20 protein-coding genes and 2 pseudogenes are annotated in these 19526 nt (G+C 53.0%); 9 read left to right on the forward strand and 13 right to left on the reverse strand.

Features of this window, described 5'->3' with window-relative positions; all coding sequences use genetic code 11:
* Window positions 1-5: 5 nt before the first annotated feature.
* From INF73_RS16975 to INF73_RS16990, 4 genes and pseudogenes are all read left to right on the forward strand, one after another.
* Window positions 6-1001, forward strand: a complete 996-nt coding sequence (locus tag INF73_RS16975; protein WP_193542674.1) for a DUF2891 domain-containing protein — start codon at window positions 6-8, stop codon at window positions 999-1001.
* 236 nt (window positions 1002-1237) lie between these two features.
* Window positions 1238-1630: a polymorphic toxin type 44 domain-containing protein gene (locus tag INF73_RS16980; RefSeq protein ID WP_032623152.1), complete on the forward strand. Its 393-nt coding sequence runs from the start codon at window positions 1238-1240 to the stop codon at window positions 1628-1630.
* Window positions 1608-2042: a hypothetical protein gene (locus tag INF73_RS16985; protein ID WP_048958788.1), complete on the forward strand. Its 435-nt coding sequence runs from the start codon at window positions 1608-1610 to the stop codon at window positions 2040-2042. Before INF73_RS16980 ends, INF73_RS16985 begins: the two co-directional genes overlap by 23 nt.
* Before the next feature lie 21 nt (window positions 2043-2063).
* A pseudogene (locus tag INF73_RS16990) lies at window positions 2064-2549 on the forward strand (Hcp family type VI secretion system effector).
* Between the two features lie 39 nt (window positions 2550-2588).
* On the opposite strand, the gene INF73_RS16995 reads toward INF73_RS16990, so the two are convergent.
* Window positions 2589-3989, reverse strand: coding sequence for an MFS transporter (locus INF73_RS16995; protein WP_193542676.1), 1401 nt, complete (start codon window positions 3987-3989; stop codon window positions 2589-2591).
* A gap of 117 nt (window positions 3990-4106) precedes the next feature.
* Between INF73_RS16995 and INF73_RS17000 the strand changes: the two genes are divergently transcribed.
* Window positions 4107-5012 (forward strand): LysR substrate-binding domain-containing protein, encoded by a 906-nt coding sequence (locus tag INF73_RS17000; RefSeq protein WP_193542678.1) that lies wholly within the window; start codon window positions 4107-4109, stop codon window positions 5010-5012.
* A gap of 118 nt (window positions 5013-5130) precedes the next feature.
* Here INF73_RS17000 and INF73_RS17005 read toward each other — a convergent pair whose 3' ends face one another.
* From INF73_RS17005 to INF73_RS17045, 9 genes are all read right to left on the reverse strand, one after another.
* The gene (locus tag INF73_RS17005; protein WP_049137962.1) at window positions 5131-5934 is read right to left on the reverse strand and encodes a carboxymuconolactone decarboxylase family protein; all 804 of its coding nucleotides are present in this window, start codon (window positions 5932-5934) and stop codon (window positions 5131-5133) included.
* Between the two features lie 15 nt (window positions 5935-5949).
* Window positions 5950-6645 carry a putative quinol monooxygenase gene (locus INF73_RS17010; RefSeq protein WP_175437383.1) on the reverse strand — a complete coding sequence of 232 codons (696 nt, stop codon included), beginning with the start codon at window positions 6643-6645 and terminating at the stop codon, window positions 5950-5952.
* 59 nt (window positions 6646-6704) lie between these two features.
* The gene (locus tag INF73_RS17015) at window positions 6705-7724 is read right to left on the reverse strand and encodes an aldo/keto reductase (protein WP_063438001.1); all 1020 of its coding nucleotides are present in this window, start codon (window positions 7722-7724) and stop codon (window positions 6705-6707) included.
* Between the two features lie 2 nt (window positions 7725-7726).
* Window positions 7727-8299 carry an NAD(P)H-dependent oxidoreductase gene (locus INF73_RS17020; RefSeq protein WP_182033858.1) on the reverse strand — a complete coding sequence of 191 codons (573 nt, stop codon included), beginning with the start codon at window positions 8297-8299 and terminating at the stop codon, window positions 7727-7729.
* 150 nt (window positions 8300-8449) lie between these two features.
* Window positions 8450-9484 carry an amidohydrolase family protein gene (locus INF73_RS17025; protein ID WP_193542680.1) on the reverse strand — a complete coding sequence of 345 codons (1035 nt, stop codon included), beginning with the start codon at window positions 9482-9484 and terminating at the stop codon, window positions 8450-8452.
* Between the two features lie 102 nt (window positions 9485-9586).
* Window positions 9587-10534, reverse strand: a complete 948-nt coding sequence (locus INF73_RS17030) for an aldo/keto reductase (RefSeq protein ID WP_193542682.1) — start codon at window positions 10532-10534, stop codon at window positions 9587-9589.
* An 84-nt stretch (window positions 10535-10618) separates the two neighbouring features.
* Window positions 10619-11308 (reverse strand): type 1 glutamine amidotransferase domain-containing protein, encoded by a 690-nt coding sequence (locus INF73_RS17035; protein WP_046887439.1) that lies wholly within the window; start codon window positions 11306-11308, stop codon window positions 10619-10621.
* A gap of 8 nt (window positions 11309-11316) precedes the next feature.
* Window positions 11317-11625, reverse strand: a complete 309-nt coding sequence (locus INF73_RS17040) for a hypothetical protein (protein ID WP_014831950.1) — start codon at window positions 11623-11625, stop codon at window positions 11317-11319.
* Between the two features lie 184 nt (window positions 11626-11809).
* Window positions 11810-12193 (reverse strand): helix-turn-helix domain-containing protein, encoded by a 384-nt coding sequence (locus INF73_RS17045; RefSeq protein ID WP_193542684.1) that lies wholly within the window; start codon window positions 12191-12193, stop codon window positions 11810-11812.
* A gap of 97 nt (window positions 12194-12290) precedes the next feature.
* On the opposite strand from INF73_RS17045, the gene INF73_RS17050 reads away from it, so the two are divergent.
* Window positions 12291-13406, forward strand: a complete 1116-nt coding sequence (locus INF73_RS17050; protein WP_193542686.1) for an alkene reductase — start codon at window positions 12291-12293, stop codon at window positions 13404-13406.
* 83 nt (window positions 13407-13489) lie between these two features.
* Window positions 13490-14389 (forward strand): LysR family transcriptional regulator, encoded by a 900-nt coding sequence (locus tag INF73_RS17055; RefSeq protein WP_193542688.1) that lies wholly within the window; start codon window positions 13490-13492, stop codon window positions 14387-14389.
* 36 nt (window positions 14390-14425) lie between these two features.
* Here INF73_RS17055 and INF73_RS17060 read toward each other — a convergent pair whose 3' ends face one another.
* The gene (locus INF73_RS17060; protein ID WP_014831948.1) at window positions 14426-15334 is read right to left on the reverse strand and encodes a LysR family transcriptional regulator; all 909 of its coding nucleotides are present in this window, start codon (window positions 15332-15334) and stop codon (window positions 14426-14428) included.
* 212 nt (window positions 15335-15546) lie between these two features.
* Between INF73_RS17060 and INF73_RS17065 the strand changes: the two genes are divergently transcribed.
* A complete protein-coding gene (locus tag INF73_RS17065; RefSeq protein WP_096927994.1) occupies window positions 15547-16533 on the forward strand; it encodes an aldo/keto reductase in 987 nt (328 codons plus the stop codon).
* A 46-nt stretch (window positions 16534-16579) separates the two neighbouring features.
* Window positions 16580-17761: an aldo/keto reductase gene (locus tag INF73_RS17070; protein ID WP_045260683.1), complete on the forward strand. Its 1182-nt coding sequence runs from the start codon at window positions 16580-16582 to the stop codon at window positions 17759-17761.
* Window positions 17762-17902: 141 nt separating this feature from the next.
* Here INF73_RS17070 and INF73_RS17075 read toward each other — a convergent pair whose 3' ends face one another.
* Together INF73_RS17075 and INF73_RS17080 are read right to left on the reverse strand one after the other, a co-directional pair.
* Entirely contained in the window at window positions 17903-18940 is a 1038-nt protein-coding gene (locus INF73_RS17075) for an aldo/keto reductase (RefSeq protein WP_192971073.1), read from the reverse strand.
* Between the two features lie 146 nt (window positions 18941-19086).
* Window positions 19087-19262, reverse strand: a pseudogene (locus INF73_RS17080) (substrate-binding domain-containing protein); the annotation flags it as partial.
* Between the last annotated feature and the right edge of the window lie 264 nt (window positions 19263-19526).

The raw sequence follows: 19526 nt of genomic DNA on the forward strand, positions 1-19526 counted from the left end.
CTGTTATGGAATTGACGCAACATCAGGCTGACGCGTTTGCCCGCATGCCTTTAACCTATTTGCGCCAGGAATACCCGAACCACATCATGCATCTGCTGAATGATGACGGTGACGTTCTGCCGCCTCGCGAGCTGCACCCGATTTTCTACGGCTGTTTCGACTGGCACTCGGCGGTGCACGGCTACTGGCTGCTGCTGCGCTGCGTGCGCCTCTATCCTGATTTACCGTGTCGGAATGACATCGTCGCGCTTTTCGACGAGCACCTGACCGACGAGAACGTGGCGAAGGAGCTGGCCTATTTCACCGCGCCGTTCCGCGCCTCGTTTGAGCGGCCGTATGGCTACGGATGGCTGCTGGCGCTGGCCCAGGAGCTGAAACAATCGTCGCTGCCGCAGGCCACAGGCTGGTACCAGACGCTGGAGCCGCTCACCCAGGATATTCGCAACCGGCTGGTGGATTACCTCAGCAAGCTCACTTATCCGATCCGCGTCGGAACGCACTACAACACGGCGTTTGCCCTCGCGCTGGGGCTGGATTACGCCCGATCCGTGGAAGATAGCGCGCTTGAGCAGGCGATTGTGACGGCGGCGGAGCGGTTTTATCTCGCCGACACGCGCTACCCGGCCCATTACGAGCCGGGTGGCGATGAGTACATCTCTGGTGCGCTGACGGAAGCGCTGCTGATGAGCAAGGTCGCAGAGAATTTCCCGGCCTGGTTTGACGCGTTTCTGCCGGATATCGGCTCCATTGCGGCGCTGATGAACCCGGCGGAAGTGAGCGACCGTACCGACCCGAAAATTGCTCATCTGGATGGGTTAAACCTCAGCCGCGCCTGGTGTATGAAGCATATTGCCAGGGCGCTTCCGGCAAACCACCCGGCCCAGCAGGCCTTGCGTGATGCCGTGGCGAAACACCTGGCGGCAAGCGTCGGGCACGTGGTGGGCAGCCACTACAGCGGCGGGCACTGGCTGGCGAGCTTTGCGCTACTGGCGCTGGGATAAACAAATACGCCGTCTTTCCTGCCGGGTGGCGCTGCGCTTATTTGCCCTACATTGTGAAATGCACAATTCCTGTAGGCCCGCGCAAGCGTAGCGCCGCCTTAATTTTTTTGATTTTTAATGCGGTTAATACCTTAGTCGGATATTTTTCCGTCATTTCTCTGTAAACAGATATCTTTTTTACCATCGCAAAGGTGTACGATATGCGGCCATATACCCACATGAAATAGGTGGTTAATATGGCTGTTATACCTTTGTTACCCAAAGAAGGAATCGCTCTTGTGTTGGCAAACATGAGGATTGCAAGAGCGCATGGTATGAGCAGAAACATGGCTATCCCTACAACCTATCTTTGGTTTTATCAAAAAGTAAGAAATAAGGGACCGTGGGATTACAAGCAAGGACACCCGGAGTTAGCAAATTTTGGGAACTTCAATTATGGTTCGGCTGGCTATGCTGCCGGGATACCATCAGAAACGCTATTGATGGGTGCTGGATGGGCGCAGGAAAGAGCTAAAACCTCCAAAAAGAAATGGGGGCACTGGTATCAAAAACCGCCTTATGGGGATGATCCACACGATCAGTTTTGGATAAGGCAAGGTATAGAATATGCAAAGAAATACGGTTATTAAACGGCTCCATTGCTTACTCACAACGATTCTGTTGCTCGTTGTTTGTGGGTTTCTGACATATCAATACTATTTTAATGCATCTCCTCACGATAGCTTTGTCAGCAAACAGAAACTCTCTGATACCGTCACACTGTACATAACTAAGTATGATGATGGAGACGCTACGGTGTCGGATGTTTACCGCTTCTATTTAGATAAAGACAACAGCGGGAACATTATGAAAGCCCTTGAAGAACGATCACCCTTCCTGGAAGCCGATACAAGCAATGTCACAGCTTCAGCTTATGGGAACACGGTAAATGTAAAAATCACGGGCAAGGTTTATTCATTCACTAATTCTGATCTGTTCTATGCCGATGGTGTAGCGATCATGCCTGTAATTAATCTCATAGCCAATGGAATAAGAAACTAATTAACATAAGGAGTTTTAAAAATGGCTGTACCAGTACACCTCTTTTTGAAAGACGATGGCGGAGCAATGATCCGTGGTGGTTCTGATGTTGCAAACCGTGAAGGAAGCATAGAGCTTAGAGATCTGATCCATAACCTGAGCATTCCAACAGATGAGGCAACAGGTAAACTTACAGGTACAAGGCAACATTAAGCCTTCAGTTTAACAAAGGCAATTGACTCATCTTCACCCTATCTATACAAAGCAGTGGCTACAGGTCAGACGCTTCAAAGTGCCGAATTAAAGTTCTATCACATCAATGATGCTGGTCAGGAAGTGGAATACTTCAACATCCTGATGGAAGGCGTGAAAGTCATTTCAATAACTCCAATAATGCATGATACAAGAGATTGTTCCGGTACTGGTCACATGGAAAATGTATCTTTACGATATGCAAAAATCACATGGAAAATTCTGGACGGAAATATACAGTACACTGATGCGTGGAACGAACGTCCTACAGCGTAGTTGTTATAAACAAGCAGCGCCGAGAGGCGCTGCACAGCGTTACGCTGATGCCCGCACCCCAGGGCGCAGCCTGCTCAGGCTAAACAAAACCGATCCTGTTGAGGCGATGACGGCGATCCACAGTGCCAGATGCACGGCCCGATCGTGGTCTGATCCGGTCGTCGCAAGCAGCACCCCCACCGCGGCGGCCCCCAGACATTGCCCGAACGTCCTGACGATAGACAACACCCCTGAGGCATAGCTGGCATATTCCCGCGCCACGTTAGCGAGCATCTCCCGGTTATTGGGGCTCTGGAAGCAGCCAAACCCAATCCCGCAAACCAGACTGCGCAGGCAGATATTCCATGCGGACGGGTTTTCCGGCAACGTCGCCAGCAGGACCAGCCCACCGACAAAAATCATCAGGCCGATAGTCGAGATCAGCGGCGCGGAAAGGGTATCTGCCCAGCGCCCCGCGTGCGGTGCGATCAGCACAATGCCAATTGGCCACGGGGTGAACAGCAGCGCCGAAACCACCGGGCTGAAGCCATACACGCTCTGAAACAGGAACGGCAGCGCGACAAAGGTGATGCCCTGGCTGACAAACGAGGCCAGCGAGGTCAGGGCGGCGAGGGTGAAGCGTCCATTTCTGAACATAACGGGCGGCAGTATGGGACTCCGCGCGCGCCGAATACGCCAGACGAAGGCGATAGCGCTGACCAGCGTGAGAAGCCCCCAGCCTGCGGCTGCCGGGTTAATGCCTCGCGTGATGTGCTGAAGGCTGTCGGCCAGCATGATTGCAGAACCTAACAGCACGGCGGAGAGCGCGGCGCCCGGCGCATCAAAGGGGGAGCGGTCAACGTCCGACTGGCGCGGCAACGCCCGCCATGCCAGAAACAGGGCAATACTGCCCGGAACAAGGTTAATGGCGAAAAGCCACTGCCAGCTCAGCGCGTCCAGTATCGTCCCGCCCAGCACGGGGGCAATTGCCGTGCTGGCGGCGATAAGCAGGGCGTGCAGCCCCAGAATGCGGCCAAGCAGTCGCCCCGGAAAAACGGAACGCAGGATCGCCGGGGCGATACTCAGGGTAGCCGCGCCGCCGATGCCCTGCAGAATACGCATCCCGATCAGCATGTCGGGCGTTTTCGCCAGCGCGCAGCCGAGCGAGGTGAGCGTAAAGGTGGCAAGCCCGGCAAGAAAAACCGGTCGAAAGCCCACGCGCGCCGCCAGCGCCGCGAAGATGGCCAGCGTCATTGCCGCCGATAGTAGATAACCGTTGGCAAACCACACCGCAACGTTCGCGGGGACCTGCATCGCCCTTGCCATGGAGGGCAGCGCGATGTTGATCATGGTGCCGTCAAAGACGCCCATCAGCGTGGTGGTCATGACGGCGGCCATCACCCGGGCGCGTTCATGACCGGGTAAGCCTTCATCGCCGGGCTGGTTTGAAAAGAGCGTCATCGTCGTTACTCCGCATAAGAATAGTGATGACGAAACTATAATCATGGGGTATACAGGGCGGAAGACGCAGCGCTTGCACTTTATCGTTGCATATAACGCCTTATCTGAGGAGCCATCGTGTCCGATCCTGACTTTAACCTTCTGGTTGCGCTCGACGTTCTGCTGGCCGAAGCCAGCGTGGCTGGCGCGGCGCGGCGCTTAAACCTGAGCACCTCCGCCATGAGCCGTACCCTGAGCAGGCTGCGGGAGGTGACAGGCGATCCTATCCTGGTGCGGGCCGGTCGCCAGATGGTGCTGACGCCCTGGGCCGAAGCCACCCGGGACCGGGCCAAAAGCGCTGTGCATGAGGCAAGGGCGGTACTGCAACCCTCCACGGAAACGCTGAATGTTGAGCGTATGGAGCGCCTGTTCACCATCCGAGCCAACGACGGCTTTGTGGTGGCGTTTGGGCCACTGCTCATTGCCGCAGTGGCGGCGGTGGCGCCCGACGTCTGCATTCGCTTTTCGCCGAAACCTGAGAAAACGTCGCGCTATCTGCGTGAGGGGCTGGTTGACCTGGAGATCGGCGTGCAGAGCAATATGGGGCCTGAAATTCGTCTGCAACGGCTCTTTCAGGACCGGTTTGTTGGCGCGGTGCGCCAGGGGCATCCGCTGGCCTCGCTGTCGTCAGTCAGCCTTGAGGATTATGTCGCCTGGGGGCACGTGGTGGCCTCGCCCGACGGCTCGTTACACGGGTTTGTCGATGAGGCGCTGGCGGAACGCGGGATGAAGCGCAAAATTGCCAGCGTGGTGCCAGGGTTTCCGACGGCGTTATCGGTGGCGATGGTCTCCGATCTCGTTGCCATGGTGCCGGCGCTCTATCTGCTCAATCAGCCAATGACCGAGCGCGTGCACGTCTTTGAACTGCCGTTTAAAACCCGGAGCATTACGGTGTCACAGATGTGGCATCCGCGCATGGAAAAGGACCCGGCGCATCGCTGGCTCAGGGAAAAGGTGCTGGAGGTGTGCCGCGCTGTACGCTGACGGCTCAGGCCACTTTTTTCGGCACGGAGAGAATGAAGCGCGTCGATACCGCATCCGATTCCACGCGAACGTTCGTTCTAATTTTGTGATGTGCGTCAGGTTTTAGTGTTCAGTAATATTACCTTTTACTCGATGAGCGATTGCTTAATACCTCTCCGACAACAGGAGCAGCGGTAAATGCGTTTGGCCAGCCAGCGTAAAACGCGGCTTGGGTAACGATCTCCCCAGCTTCCTCAGCAGAAAGTCCATTATCCATCGCTCTGTTGAGGTGATAGCCAATCTGCGCGCTCTGTCCAGATGCGATTAACGCGCTGACCGTAATCAGGCTTCTGTCGCGGGGTTTCAGCGCGGGTCTTTGCCAGAGATCCAGGAACAGGGGGTCAGCAGTAAATTTAACCAGGCCTGGAGATATTGGGCCTACATTTTTTTCCACTGTCTCTGAACGCTGCTTTTCTGCTTCCTGATTGAGAGGAAGCAGGTCCGGAGAAGCTTCAGGAAGTGCATCTGCCGTGACGCCACGAGTTTCAAATACTGCTTTGGTCACGCTGACGGCTGACATTGCATTTGGCCAACCTGAGTAGAACGCCAGATGGGTAATGATTTCTGATAATTCCGCTGGCGTCACGCCGCTATCGAGAGCGACGTCAATATAGTGCTTAAGCTCGGCAGGCTGGTTACGGGCAATCAGCATGGCGACGGTCACCATACTACGATCTCTGGGCGAGAGGGCATCGCGTGTCCACAGATCTTCAGTAATCGCTTCTCGACCAAAGCGCGCAAGAGCCGGTGAGACGGAACGAATATCAGCTTCAGGAATCGCTGAAGGTTCAATTTTCATCATAGCTTTACCTCTTGTTTCCTCAGCATTAGCAAAATCAGAAATAACAAGCGACATGGCCGCCGCTGCAATTACGCTTTTCATGTTAATCCTCACTGGTCAACGGTGCGGATCCTGTTTGATTCCGCCTTTGTTACGAAGAAATACCGGTTTTACCGGGATAGCGTCCTTCCTGGCGCTCATATGCGCCGTTTGCTTGAGATAGTCCAGGAAGTGCGGCGTTTGTCGGTGCAGTTGATAATCCTCCTCACTGGCGTAAATCTCATAGAAATACCAGCGGTTCGGACTCTGTGAGTCTGTAGCGGCATACATGGCTAACACGCCTTTCTCTACTTTGAGCGACTCGGCCATTTCAGGAAGGACGATGTTTTTAAATTCGGTCTGAAATTCAGGCTTTACCTCGACGATCACCAGATTATTAATGGTTCGCTCATTCGGTATGATGTGTTTGTCCCCCAGAAACTGTGGCTCCAGAGTGATTTTATTTTTCCGATCGATAATGTCAGGTGCCCGGGCAGCGAATGCCTTGTATGGTTCGGCATTCAGATGTTTGCGGTAAGCACTCTCGTTTTCATAGAGTTCGACCATGAATGCCTTACGTGGATTGTCGCTTCGTTGCAGGGCGTACATCGCCAGCGTACCTGCTTCATGATCAACCGAAGCGGAAATCGTCTGCCTGGCCACGTCTTCAAACTCTTTGTCCCGATCGGGTCTGACGCCGAGCTCAAAGATATTCATCACTACCTTATCCGGTGCGTCCGGTTTTGTTGCAAAGACAGAGGTGCTTATTAGCATGCAAATTAAAAGCATAAGGGGCTTTTTCACGTTGATCCTTTTACTGAAATGACTGTTTGCTACCGCGTCCAGACCTGCTTAACGTCTTTCGTTTGCGGCGTGTTTTGCGCCATAATCCCCGTCAGAACGTGCGGCTGGTAGGTTTCTTCCAGAAACCGGATTTCCTCAAGGCTCAGTTGAAGATTTACGGCGTTTACCGCGCCATCAACGTGATCTTTTTTTGTGGCCCCTACGACAGGTGACGTGACCTTTGTCAGCAGCCAGGCGAGTGAGATTTCCGTCATGGACACCTGATGTCGTTCAGCAAGTTCGGCGACGCGCTCGATAATGATCCGATCCTGTTCAGCCGTGCTGTCATACTTCCCGCGCGCATAATCATCCTCCGCGGCTCGCCGCGTGTGGCCTTCTTTCCGGGCGAGACGACCGCTGGCCAGCGCGCTATAGGGGGTCATGGCGATATCATCTTCAGCGCACAGACCGAAGAGCTCTCGTTCATCTTCACGCATAATCAGGTTGTAGTGGCTTTGCACGGAAACAAAGGGCGTCAGCCCTTCGCGTTCGGCAAGCGCGTTCGCTTTCGCCAGCTGCCAGGCATAGCAATTGGAAATACCAATAGCGCGCACTTTGCCCGCAGTAACGGCGGCATGCAGCGCTTCAAGCACCTCAATAACTGGCGTGTTGTAATCCCAGATGTGGTAGATGTAGAGGTCGATGTAGTCCATCCCAAGATTCTGCAGGCTCTGGTCGAGCGATCGGGCTATTGCCTCTTTTCCGCCGATCCCCGCGGCAATTTGCGCGGCGGTTCGTGGCAGAAACTTGGTGGCCAGCACCACGTCCTCGCGTTTTGCCATCTCCCGCAGCGCCCGGCCAACGTATCGCTCGCTGGAGCCGTTCTGATAGGCGATGGCGGTATCGTAAAAATTGATACCCTTTTCGAGACCGTAGCGGATGATGTCCCGGCTTGCTGTTTCGTCCAGCGTCCAGCGATGCTGGCCCGTTAACGGGTCGCCAAACCCCATACATCCCATACAGATGCGGGAGACCAGTAAGTCACTTTTACCGAGCCGGGTATACTGCATCGTTATTCTCCCTCTGGATTATTCACGACGGAATTGAGCAGATCGACAAGCCTTGAAGCGTGTTCCCGGGCAAGCGTTTTTTGCTGCGCGATTTTGTCGACATCCCGGTCGGCATAGCTGATACCGCAGGTATAAACCGGCGCCAGCAGCTCAAGATTGCACAGTCTTGCCGTGGTCTCGAACGGAATAAGATACTCTTCAATGGCATGGCCAAAGAAACCGTCAGCGGTATAGAGCGCCTGTGGCGCCCCTGTAGTGAAGGAGAGGAGCAGCTTTTTACCGCCCAGTTTCGCCGTTGAGCCATGCGCGAAGCCGTGGACAAAGACCTCGTCCAGCCATTGTTTCATTAACCCGGGCAGCCCATACCAGGAAAAAGGAAACTGCCAGACAATCACATCGGCCCTGAGCAGGCTTTCCTGCTCCGAAGCGATATTGAATTTGCCGTCCGGATAGAGCCAGTCCAGACGACGAATTTCAGCATCGGGAAGGGCGGTCGCCACTTCATCAAGGATAGTGGCGTTGGCGACGGAATGGTTCAGCTCAGGATGACCTGAAATAACAAGGATATTTTTCATTTCAATACGTTAAAGAGGCTGGTGAATTTTTAACCCAGTATAGAGTGACACCATTATTTTTTTTAGAGCAGTAAAGGCTCATTCACTTTTAGACAAAAACTAATAATGGTCGACTGTTCTCATTGTGCCCGGTCATCATGAACCCGTGAACTACGCCATGATGCCCAGTAAACGTTCTGCATTGCGAAACGCGATGGCCTCTTTTTCAGCCTTGTTGACGGGCAGACTGTCGATAAATGTTTTTACACCGTCCAGGGTCTGATAGGGGTAATCAACGGAGAACAGGATCCTGTCTGCCCCCATTAACGCGTAGATAAACTGGAAGTGCGGCAGTGTCAGCATACCTGACGGGGTAACGTAAACGTGTTCCTGGAAGGTTCTCGTTAGCGTGCGTGACAGACCCGTTGCAGCCAGCGGAAGGCTGTCATCAAGACGCTGCAGCCAGAAGGGTAGCATCTCCCCCCAGTGGCCACTGATTACCTGCAGGTGGGGATATTTATCAAATGCGCCCGATAACATCAGCCGTAACAAATGGATCCCGGCTTCGTGATGCCAGCCCCAGCCAAACATAGAGAGCCGGGCGTTGACCTCTGCGCTGAAGCCCGTGAAGTAGGCCTGTTGCACGCTTTTAACCGGTAATCCGGGATGAAGATAGAGTGGCACATTCAGTTTATTAAAGCGGGAAAGCAGGGAGTCATAGTCAGGATGATCGAGAAAGCATGAAGAGGGTCGGCCATTCAGAAGTGCCCCCTTAAACCCCAGTTTTTCAACTGCGCGGACAAGCTCTTTTTCAGCCTCTTCCGGCTGTGCCCAGGGAAGTGTGGCAAATGCCGCGAAGCGATCCGGGTGATTTCTTACCGCCCCGGCAAGGCGGTCGTTTGCCGCCGTATTTAATGTTACTACTTCATCCCCGGGTGCCAGCTGGGGAAATCCGCCCACAGAGAGGATCTGCAGGGTAATTCCAGCTTCATCCATATCCCTGAGGCGGCGGCTTCCCAAATCAGCGCCTTTCGCGTTTATCAGCGCATTCTTTTCTATCTGCGGCCGGCTTCGGTCAGGATTATGACCATCAGCGACGGTTTTCCCCCAGTCGCCAAGGAAAGGCGCCTGCTCAAGCGCAACAGGCATACACGCTCGGCCTAACTCGCTGTCGAGATAATGTTCTTCGAGGCAAATGATTTTCATATTCTCACCCTTCATACAAAGCAGTAAAAGTGATGCAGATTAGGAGCGCCCGGAACAGCCCGTTCGTGAGTGTCATTCATGACAGTCTGTCCCGGATGGGGTTTACACCATCGGTTTTTCCCAGGCGCCTCGTGTATCCACTCCGGTCTCTGTGGCGAGTTGTTCCAGCAGGATGATTTCCTCATCGCGTAACTGGATGTCTGAAGCGCATGCGGCGTCCAGAACGTGATGGACTTTAGTCGCACCAACGAGGGGAAGGGTACCTTTTGCAATAGCCCATGCGATGGCTATCTGTGCCACGCTGGCATTCCTTTCGGCTCCCATTTTTTTCATGGCGGCGGTTAATCTTTCTATCTGCGGCAGTACTGCGTTATAACTTTCGGCCCGGCCACTCCCGGCAGGCATGGGATGATTTGAATCATAACGACCACTGAGCGCGCCTTGCTCCAGGACCATGTAAGCAAAGAACGTGATGTTATTTTGTCGGCAATAATCAAGGATCCCGGCCTCTTCAGAGGCCCGATAAAGCAGGCTGTAGTGATTCTGTACTGCACTGAGGGAATAACCGGAAGCGTTAAGGATTTCGTTGGCGCGTCTGATTTGTGCCAGATTGTGGTTGGAAACCCCGACGCGTTTGACCTTACCGCTTTGTAAAAGTGGGATCAGTCCTGGCGTCCATTTCTCAACGTCGAGGGGATTGTGGATCCAGTAGATATCAATCGCGTCCACACCCAGGCGTCCGAGGCTGGCCTCAAGCATATCGCTGACAGGCTGCGCTGACTGTTCGTTCGCAATCTGCGGCGTGAATTTGGTGGATAAAATCATATCCTCGCGGGGGAACTGACGGACTAATGTTCCCAGCGCTGCCTCGGAACTCCCCATGCCATATACTGCTGCGGTATCCCAGAGATTCAGCCCCTTACTCATGGCCGTGGTGAACACGTCTGCCATCTGAGTATCAGAAAGATGATTGCCGAAGACGGTGTCGCCACCGGCGAAGCCTGTGCCCCAGGACCATGTGCCGAGCGCGACTGGAGGAAGAGTTTTCATATTCAGCTCCTGAAAAAAGGCCGGAACGTTGCTGACGTAAACCGGTCAAAGAGGGTGAGTAACGATGAAAGACAGATGAATGAATTAAGTTGGCTGGCGGAGGGCATTTAACAGCGCCACACCGACACCGTGCGCTGAAGCGGGATTCTGCCCCGTGATAAGGCGACCGTCAGTAACCACATTTTCAGACCAGTTCGGGGCTTCATGATGAAGCGCGCCATGCTCGCGGAGTGCAGTCTCAAGCAGGTAGGGAACCACATCTGTGGTGTGAACTTCTTCCTCTTCCTTGTTGGTAAAGGCCGCCACGTTTTTGCCTTTCACCAGGTATTCGCCGCTGCTGAGCTTTGCGTCAACCAGAGCCGCAGGTCCGTGGCAGACGGCTGCGACAATCCCATCACTTTCATACACTTCGCGGATAATACGCTGGGCATCCTGGCTGTCGCGGAAATCCCACATGGTTCCATGCCCGCCCGCAAAGAAAACGGCGCTGTAATCGGAACCGTTCAGCTCAGATAACGCAGGCGTTGTGGCCAGGCGCTGCTGAAAATCGGTTTCGTTCCAGAACCAGGCGTTGACAGGGTCACTGAGGTCAAATCCATCCACCGGCGGCTGTCCCCCGCGAATGCTGGCTATCGTCGTTTTTAGTCCGGCATCTTCCAGTACTTTCAGCGGATGCGTCAGCTCAGCCAGGAAAAAACCGGTTGGTACACCGGATGCGCCTTTAATCGGATGGCTGGAAACGACACACAGCACGGGTTTATCTGCAGGTTTCATATCGGGCCTCACTCTTTATTTTTAAATTCAGCGGCAAAGAGATTTTCCCAGTTAATAAAGGAGCCAAGCGGAATGCACTCAAAGCTTAATAAGCCTGCTTTTGCCAGCGGAAATTCGGCCATTACGTTCATCGCTTCATCGACAGAGTCACATTCAAGAAAAATAGCGACGCCAGGTCTGTCCTGACGGAAGTAGATGTCGCGGATGAAGCCGGATTTATACAATCCCCAGGCGTGCAGTGCTTCAGCGTTAAGGTGTGGAGCATACTTTTCCAGCGATGCTCCAGGTGCGGGGATATCCAGACATAAAATTCGCATAAGTGTCTCTTGTTCTCAGGTTTAAAGGGAAAGAGAGAAGAGTATATGAGCGCCATTTTGAGAAGATTAGGTGGCCATTGGCTTAAGCATATTTAGTCTGTACTTAATAATCAGGTGAGGAGTGCGACAGGGTAAATCTATGCCAGACATGTCTGTTCCTGCATCTGTATATGAATAGTCTGGCTTAATCAGTCGAAAACTCGGGCTGGCTTTCATATTCAGAACGTGCCTTTTCAACCTCGCCCTGATGAATCAAGGACCAGTCTATAAGTGTCATAACTGGCCCCATTAATGTCCGTCCAAGTGGCGTTAGCTCATATTCAACACGTGGCGGGATCGAAGGGAATACCGTCCGCGATACTAACCCGTCTCGTTCAAGACTTCTCAGTGTTAACGTCAGCATTCTCTGAGAGACCTGACCGATGGTACGTCTGAGTATATTAAACCGCAAAGGTCCCTCGGCAAGATTAGCAATGATTAAGATACTCCACTTATCACCAATCCGACTGAGCAATTCGCGGGTGAAAATATTGCAGGTGGGTGCTGTCCGTTTATCTGACGGTATCATGAATGTGCCTTCTTGCGGGTAAAATAACGGTATGTAATATAGCCCTGGTTACAAAACAAAACGACTCGTTTCTTACTGAGAATAAAGGTACTGCTCCTTGAAAAATGCACCCCTTACGCTTTTATCCCCATATAACATCGGGGAATTGACACTAAAAAATAGAATGGTAATGGCCCCAATGACCCGCAGTCGGGCCGTTACCGGTAATGTACCTAACCCTCTGGCTCCTGTTTACTATGCGCAGCGGGCGCAGGCAGGGTTGATAATATCTGAAGCTACGCAGGTTAGCCGTCAAGGTACCGGATATATAAGAACACCGGGAATATATTCCCTCGCTCAGGTTGAAGCATGGCGTCGCGTAACAGATGCAGTTCATGAAGCCGGGGGAATTATTTTTGCGCAACTGTGGCATGTCGGACGCGTTTCGCATCCTGAGTTCCATGATGGTGTCCTTCCGGTTGCCCCATCTGCAATTAATGCAGAGGCAGACGTTTTTACGTCTAATGGACTAGCACAAACTCCAGTCCCTCGCGCGCTTTTAACAAGTGAAATCGCCGATGTCGTCTCACAGTTTCGTCAGGGTGCTGAAAAAGCTTCTGAAGCCGGTTTCGATGGAGTAGAAATACATGGTAGTTCAGGATATCTCCTTGACCAGTTCCTTCGTGACGGTTCTAACAAACGAGAAGATCATTATGGTGGGACTATTATAAACCGTGCACGTTTTCCTCTGGAGGTCGTCAGTGCAGTGAGCGAAGTGCTCGGCGCCGATCGCGTTGGTTTCAGGGTTGGTCCAAACATGTCGCTACATGGTATGTCTGATTCTTCGCCGGTTGAAACATTCAGTTATTTAGCGACTCAACTCGACGCTATTGGCATCGCCTACCTTCACGTAACAGAAGGTATTGCCGGGCCCGATGCTCCGGTCGCAGGTTCACAGCGGATTGCACCTTATCTTCGTCAGTGTTTCTCGCGAACTTTTATTCTGAATGGTGGATATGATGCTCAGACCGGTGAGGATGCAATTAACAAGGGTGAGGCCGATCTCATCGCCTATGGTGTTCCATTTATTGCCAATCCCGATTTACCCGCAAGATTTGCGTGCGGCAGCGATCTCAACGTTCCGGACCCTGCAACCTTCTATGCGCCGGGACAGAACGATGCGGTGGGCTACACTGACTATCCCGCACTAAACAGTGGATCGCAGCATCAGTAAAAACGAACTAAAGGGATATTATTGACTTAAGCATCTTTAGGCTGTAGTTAACAATTAAGCAGTGATTGCTTAAGGAACACATTATGAATAACGCCCTGTATAACCAGATACGGATCTTTCAGAGCATTGCACGTGAGGGCAATATTTCGGCAGCCGCAAGAAAACTGGAAATTACGCCTCCCTCCGTCAGCAATGCGCTTAAGCTGCTGGAAGATCATATTGGCCATCCGCTTTTTGTGCGTACGACCCGCCGTATTGAGCTGACGGAAACCGGGCAACTGTTGCTGGAACAGACCGCTGCGGCGGTGGAGTCGCTGGAAAATTCGCTTGAAAGCATTCGCGACCAGAATCAGGAGCCCTCTGGTATCGTGCGAATCACGCTCTCGCGTTTTGCCTATCTGTTAATTCTTAAGCCTGCAATGGCGAAATTCTGTCAGCAATATCCGGGTATACAGCTGGAAATTTCGGTTTACGACGGTACTGTGAATGTTATCGAAGAGCGTTTTGATCTTGGGATCCGTTTTGGCGATATCCTCGAGGGTGGGGTGGTAGCGCGGCCGTTAATGAAACCCTTTCGTGAAGGGTTATATGCATCCTCAGCCTATCTCAGCGAGCATGGAACGCCTGAGGTGCCGTCAGATCTCAGTCAACACAAGCTGATTGGCTACCGTTTTATTACTAACAACCGCATCCTTCCGTTGATTCTGAACGATCGCGGAGGGCAGTTGACGGTTGAGATGCCCGGACAGTTAATCAGCAACGATATTGACGTTATGGCAGACGGGATCCGTAACGGCCTGGGAATTGGACGTTTGTTTGAACCCATCTGGCAGTTACAGCCGGACAGGGAGCGCTTTATACCCGTGATGGAGAGCTACTGGAAAACCTACCCGCCAGTGTATCTCTATTATCCCAAAAACGCGGGTAAAACGAAAAGAGTGAAGGCCCTGATTGATTTTCTGATATCCGCTACGGGGCGATAAAGACGATAACGCATCGTCCCGTATGGAAGCGCTATTTCACAACCCCAGCGGCCTGGCCTCCTGTATGAACTCAATCAGAAGGCGAAGCCCGGTCGGCAGTTGCCGGCGGCTTGAATAATAGATATAAAAACCTTCCTCCAGCGGGGACCATTCCGTAAGCACCAGGCGGAGCCGTCCATCCTTCACATAGGGTGCAACAAGAGGCTCCGGAAAATACATCAGGCCGGCCCCGCCTAATACGGCCACAAGACCCGTTTCAGCCTGGTTGACCGTCACTGAGCCAGGCACAGTGATTTGGTACGTTTCGCCATCTCGCTCAAGTTCCCAGCGATAGATCCGATCGTCGCCGAGACGATTGCTTATACAGCGATGGTGTAACAAATCATCCGGATGTTCAGGCGTTCCGTAGCGTTCAAGGTAGTCGGGGGATGCGGCGATAACCCAGCGAATATCGGCAGATAAACGCCGGGCAACCATGTCTTCCGGGACGGTGCCACCATAGCGGATACCGGCATCGAAGCCCGCATCAGTGACGTCAACCATACGGTTGCTGGCCACAATATCGATTTCAATATCGGGATAGCGATCCATAAACGCGGGCATAACCGGCGCAAGCAAAAGATTGGCCGCTTCAACGGCTGCATTGATGCGGATACGCCCGGTAGGCGTATTACGATACCGGTTAAGCGATTCAAGCGCGCCTTCTATCTTGTCGAAAGGCTGAAGGACAGACTGAACCAGTTCTTCACCTGCAGCCGTAGGTGTAACGCTCTTGGTCGTGCGATTAAGCAGGCGAACCCCGAGCCGGGTTTCCAGTCCCTTCAGGGCATGACTAAGCGCTGATGCACTGACACCTAATTCAATCGCCGCACGGCTGAAACTGCGATGACGTGCAATAGCCATGAAATAAATGAGATCGGCGACATCAGCTCTGCTTATTTGCATACAGAATCGTTTTCCTTGTGCGTTAAGGCCCGAATGCGTTGATACGGAAATGATATACACCATAGACCGACCAGGGCTAATCCGTTGCTGAATTTTTTTCACAAGTCCATCCACTCATCGCCTCTCACTGAACACATTGTGCTTCGTTATTCTTGAAAATTATGCGCTCTGGCCGTCGGTCAGGGCGGAACATTCACCTAACGGAGCCGTGTATGAACTATACGCATCTTGGCCGCACCGGCCTGAAAGTCAGCCGCCTTTGTCTCGGAACCATGAATTTTGGTGACGTCACCGACGAGAAAACCAGCGCCCGCATCCTGGATGAAGCGCTTGAGGCGGGTATCAATTTCATTGATACAGCAGACGTGTATGGCACCGAGCAATCACCCGACATCCAGCAAGGTTCGGGGCTGTCTGAAGAGATTATTGGTCGCTGGCTCCAGCAGGGTGGCCGCCGTGACCGTATCGTTCTGGCGACGAAAGCCTATCAGCCTATGGGACCGGGTCCGAACGATCGCCGTCTTTCTGCTTACCATATTCGCAAGGCCTGCGAGGACAGTTTGCGACGGCTTAAGACCGACCATATTGACGTCTATCAGATGCATCACATCGATCGTTATACACCATGGGAAGAGGTCTGGCAGGCCATGGAACTCCTTGTTCAGCAGGGAAAAGTGCTTTATATCGGTAGCAGCAATTTCGCTGGCTGGGACATTGCGACCGCGCAGTCAGTTGCCACGGCCCGTCATTCCCTGGGCCTGGTTGCTGAGCAAAGTCTCTACAATTTGACTGCCCGAACCGTTGAGCTGGAGGTCATTCCCGCATGCCGTCATTTTGGCCTGGGACTGATTCCCTGGAGTCCACTTGCCGGAGGGTTGCTTGGCGGCGTACTGAAAAAGATGGCCAGCGGGCGCCGTGCGAGGCCCGCGTTTGCCCGTCTAATCGAACAGTATCGTCCGCAGCTGGAAGCCTACGAAGGATTATGTGAGGACCTCGGCGAAACCCCTTCCGATGTGGCGCTTGCGTGGCTCCTGCAGAATCCTGTCGTTACTGCTCCACTTATCGGGCCTCGTACGGCGGAACAACTCCGGGAGGCGCTTCACGCAACAACAATCACGCTATCAGACGACACCATGAGCTGTCTCGACGAAATCTGGCCCGGCCCCGGGGGAGAAGCGCCCCAGGCTTATGCCTGGTAATGCCCAAATTAATGAATCCATTCTTCGCTATAGGGAGTTCCAGTTTATGAGCAAGATGATGCATGACCAGCATTCTGCTTCCGTACCCGCTTCCCGGGATCGTCGCAATTTTCTGATCGCCGGCGCCGGTCTGGCGTTGGCCGCCACCACCCTTGGCAGGAGCGGTGCAGTGATGGCGAACCCGGCTGGTCAGGACTCGTCGAACGCCCCTTCGGATGCTGTTCCCGTCCAGAAGGAGACCTTAACCACGCGTAAACTCGGCTCGCTGGAGGTTTCCAGCATGGGACTGGGCTGTCTGCCCATGGTGGGGTATTACGGCGGTGGTCCGCGCGATCGCAAAGCCATGGTGTCGCTCATCCGGGCCGCCTTCGAACAAGGCATTACGTTCTTTGATACTGCCGAGGTGTATGGTCCCCATCTCAGTGAAGAATTTGTCGGGGAAGCACTGGCCCCCGTTCGCGATCGTGTGGTGATTGCCACTAAGTTCGGTTTCGGCGTGGAGGAGGGGAAGCCAACCTCCCTTAACAGCCATCCTGACCATATTCGCCGTGCCGTAGAGGGCTCGCTAAAGCGTCTGAAAACGGACCACATCGATCTTCTTTATCAACATCGCCCCGATCCGAATGTGCCGATCGAGGATGTGGCGGAAACCGTGAAGGCGTTGATACAGGAGGGTAAAGTGAAACACTGGGGATTGTCGGAAGCGAGTGCCAGGACAATCCGCCGCGCACATGCGGTACTCCCTGTGACTGCAGTACAGAGTGAGTATGCCATGTGGTGGCGTGAACCGGAGACGCGGATATTTCCAACGCTCGAAGAGCTGGGTATCGGCTTTGTACCTTACTGCCCGACCGCCCGGAGTTTCCTTGCCGGGGCAGTCAATCCAGATCAGCGGTTCGACAGCACAGATCGGCGGCATAATCTGCCACGCTTCCAGCCCGATGCCCTGGCCAAAAACATGGTACTGCTTGAATTTGCGCAGTCGTGGGCCCGCCGCAAAAACACCACTCCGGTTCAGTTCGCGCTGGCCTGGGTGATGGCACAACGGCCATGGATTGTCCCCATCCCGGGTACGACGCAATATCCGCACCTGATAGAAAATAGCGGTGCACCGCAAGTCCGGTTGACGGACAGCGAGTTACGCGAAATCGATGCAGCGCTTGCCAGGATCCCATTGCAGGGCGGTCGCGCAGATCCGTTTACCGAAAGTCAGTTTGATAAAAGTTAAACGGTGATGGCCACCTTTATACTTACTGTCACAGGGAGACTGTAGGTAAAGTCTCCCGGTTTGGCGATCCGACCCTGACATCACGAGTTGTTCATTGTCACCAACAGCGGGCCCGAACCAACGCCGGGCCAGGGTAGGGCATTAACAGTCCTGTATTGCTGAAGGCGGCGTGAGTGAAGGTGGCGTATCCGGAAGCGGGGGAATGATCCCGTCGACGGGGTGCGGCAGATAGCGTGCCTCGAGTTCCATGATTTCGGCATCGCTAAGTGAAAAGTCCAGCGCGCTGATAGCCGTGGAAAGATGTTCTGGTTTCGTCGCGCCGATGATCGGTGCTGTGATGACCGTTTTTGATAGCAACCAGGCAATTGCAACATGGGCTCTTGGCACATGGTGCTTTTCAGCAATGCTGGCAACAACATCTATAACGGGCTTATCCAGAAGGGCTGCGTTCTCATACATTTTTAACGCAAAGGCATCGTTTTGCGTTCGTCGGGACGTGACACTCCAGTCGCGCGTGAGCCTGCCGCGTGCCATCGGACTCCAGGGGATCACACCAACGCCCTGGTCTTCACACAGGGGCAGCATCTCGCGCTCTTCTTCCCGGTAAAGCAGGTTGTATTGCGGTTGCATCGTAATAAATCGGGTCCAGCCGTTACGCTCTGCCGTATGCTGCATTTTTGCAAAGCGCCAGGCTTCCATAGATGATGCGCCGATGTAACGTACTTTTCCTGATTTAACGAGGTCATGCAGAGCCTCCATGGTCTCTTCAACAGGCGTGGAGTGGTCAAAGCGGTGAATCTGAAAGAGATCCACGTAATCCATGCCTAAGCGCATCAGGCTATCGTCAATAGAATGAAAAATGGCCTTGCGGGAAAGAAACCCGGTATTGGGTGAGTTGCGCCACGGAAAGAAGGTCTTTGTCGCCACAACGATCTCATCGCGTCTGGCCATTTCTCTCAGCGCTTTTCCAGTGATCTCTTCAGAACTTCCGCCCGAGTAGATATTCGCGGTATCAAAAAAATTAATGCCCGCTTCAAGCGCCTGACGAATGAGCGGACGTGACGCCTTTTCATCCAGGGACCAGGGTTGAGGCAAGCGTTCAGGTTCACCATAGCTCATACAACCGAGACAAAGACGGGAGACTTTCAAACCGCTACGACCCAGATTCACATACTCCATTCTGTGTTCCTTCTTTTATTGCCAGCAATTCTGTATGTGACAGGGTATTGCACTGACATGAAGGGAACCAGCATGCGCCATCGAATGGTGTTGTGAGTTTTTTTCACAGATAGGCGTAATCGTCAGTGGGTTTTACATACAAACTGCGTGGCCAACGGTGAATCCTCGAGACTGAGGAGGGATACCTCCTGAGGCACGGCAATATTAAATTCGCGGAACAGGCGCATGCCTCTGCAGCATAAGCATCACGCTTAACTACGATGGAAGAGAACTTGCTCAGACTATTAATAAGCGTCAACAGCGCGCGTTCGACATTCTTATTTAACTTATGTTGAGTATAAATATAGTTCATAGATGATGCGTGGTTTAATTCATTGTTTTTATTACATATTATTAATGGAAAGTATCATATTTTGGAAACTCGCTTCATGAATTCACCCGATTCGGTCAGTTTTGGCTGTTTTTAGCCGATAGGCCTAGCTCCAGTTCATTAACCATCTCTCACTATCTTTTCAAAACGAACGCCCTATGGTATTGACTGGTTATCTGATTGATCTATAGAATAAAGTGTAGGTTGTGTTAGCAT

Origin of the sequence: Enterobacter cloacae complex sp. P6RS, from assembly GCF_014982245.1 — a bacterium.
Lineage (GTDB): Bacteria > Pseudomonadota > Gammaproteobacteria > Enterobacterales > Enterobacteriaceae > Enterobacter > Enterobacter bugandensis.

Bases quoted from the DNA above. Each gene is read 5' to 3' on its own strand.
- INF73_RS17030 (WP_193542682.1), bottom strand. From the start codon at position 10,534: ATGAAAACTCTTCCTCCAGTCGCGCTCGGCACATGGTCCTGGGGCACA.
- INF73_RS17020 (WP_182033858.1), bottom strand. From the start codon at position 8,299: ATGAAAAATATCCTTGTTATTTCAGGTCATCCTGAGCTGAACCATTCC.
- INF73_RS17075 (WP_192971073.1), bottom strand. From the start codon at position 18,940: ATGGAGTATGTGAATCTGGGTCGTAGCGGTTTGAAAGTCTCCCGTCTT.
- INF73_RS17045 (WP_193542684.1), bottom strand. From the start codon at position 12,193: ATGATACCGTCAGATAAACGGACAGCACCCACCTGCAATATTTTCACC.
- INF73_RS17055 (WP_193542688.1), top strand. From the start codon at position 13,490: ATGAATAACGCCCTGTATAACCAGATACGGATCTTTCAGAGCATTGCA.
- INF73_RS16985 (WP_048958788.1), top strand. From the start codon at position 1,608: ATGCAAAGAAATACGGTTATTAAACGGCTCCATTGCTTACTCACAACG.
- INF73_RS17070 (WP_045260683.1), top strand. From the start codon at position 16,580: ATGAGCAAGATGATGCATGACCAGCATTCTGCTTCCGTACCCGCTTCC.
- INF73_RS17065 (WP_096927994.1), top strand. From the start codon at position 15,547: ATGAACTATACGCATCTTGGCCGCACCGGCCTGAAAGTCAGCCGCCTT.
- INF73_RS17040 (WP_014831950.1), bottom strand. From the start codon at position 11,625: ATGCGAATTTTATGTCTGGATATCCCCGCACCTGGAGCATCGCTGGAA.
- INF73_RS17060 (WP_014831948.1), bottom strand. From the start codon at position 15,334: ATGCAAATAAGCAGAGCTGATGTCGCCGATCTCATTTATTTCATGGCT.
- INF73_RS16995 (WP_193542676.1), bottom strand. From the start codon at position 3,989: ATGACGCTCTTTTCAAACCAGCCCGGCGATGAAGGCTTACCCGGTCAT.
- INF73_RS16980 (WP_032623152.1), top strand. From the start codon at position 1,238: ATGGCTGTTATACCTTTGTTACCCAAAGAAGGAATCGCTCTTGTGTTG.
- INF73_RS16975 (WP_193542674.1), top strand. From the start codon at position 6: ATGGAATTGACGCAACATCAGGCTGACGCGTTTGCCCGCATGCCTTTA.
- INF73_RS17025 (WP_193542680.1), bottom strand. From the start codon at position 9,484: ATGAAAATCATTTGCCTCGAAGAACATTATCTCGACAGCGAGTTAGGC.
- INF73_RS17015 (WP_063438001.1), bottom strand. From the start codon at position 7,724: ATGCAGTATACCCGGCTCGGTAAAAGTGACTTACTGGTCTCCCGCATC.
- INF73_RS17035 (WP_046887439.1), bottom strand. From the start codon at position 11,308: ATGAAACCTGCAGATAAACCCGTGCTGTGTGTCGTTTCCAGCCATCCG.
- INF73_RS17005 (WP_049137962.1), bottom strand. From the start codon at position 5,934: ATGAAAAGCGTAATTGCAGCGGCGGCCATGTCGCTTGTTATTTCTGAT.
- INF73_RS17010 (WP_175437383.1), bottom strand. From the start codon at position 6,645: ATGCTAATAAGCACCTCTGTCTTTGCAACAAAACCGGACGCACCGGAT.